General features: G+C 68.8%; 1 protein-coding gene. It reads right to left on the reverse strand.

The window, feature by feature from the left end; genetic code table 11:
• Window positions 1-487: AMP-binding enzyme (locus B3T59_RS12180; RefSeq protein WP_287003567.1), on the reverse strand; the 487-nt coding region annotated here is incomplete at both ends.

The following is a 487-nucleotide window of genomic DNA, read 5'->3' on the forward strand; positions in this document are numbered from 1 at the left end:
GCGCATTCCGATCGATTTTCCCGATCGGCGTGAGTGGGATTGCGGCGACGGCCACGATGGCGTCTGGCACCATGGACGAGGCCAGGCGTCCACTGACCTCCGAGCGCGCCGCGACCGGGTCGGGAGTCGCGCCCTGAGTGGGCGCGACGTATGCGGCCAGGCGAGTACCCGTTGGGGTGTCGACGCCGACTGCGACCGCGCCGCCGATACCCTCCACAGCCCGCAGCGCGGACTCGATCTCGCCGAGTTCGATACGCAGACCGCGGATCTTGACCTGGAAGTCCGAACGTCCGATGTACTCCAGCAACCCCGCGGATGTCCACCGGACCAGATCACCTGTCCGGTACATCCGGGCACCGGCACCCGGGCAATCCCGCAGTTCGAAGGGCGCAGCGACAAACCGCTCGGCGGTCAGCGCAGGTCGACCAGCGTAACCGCGCGCGAGGGCAGGACCCGCCAGATACAACTCCCCGACCACACCGGCGGG

The sequence above is a fragment of the Gordonia sp. UBA7860 genome (genome assembly GCF_002500165.1).
GTDB classification, from domain to species: domain Bacteria; phylum Actinomycetota; class Actinomycetes; order Mycobacteriales; family Mycobacteriaceae; genus Gordonia; species Gordonia sputi.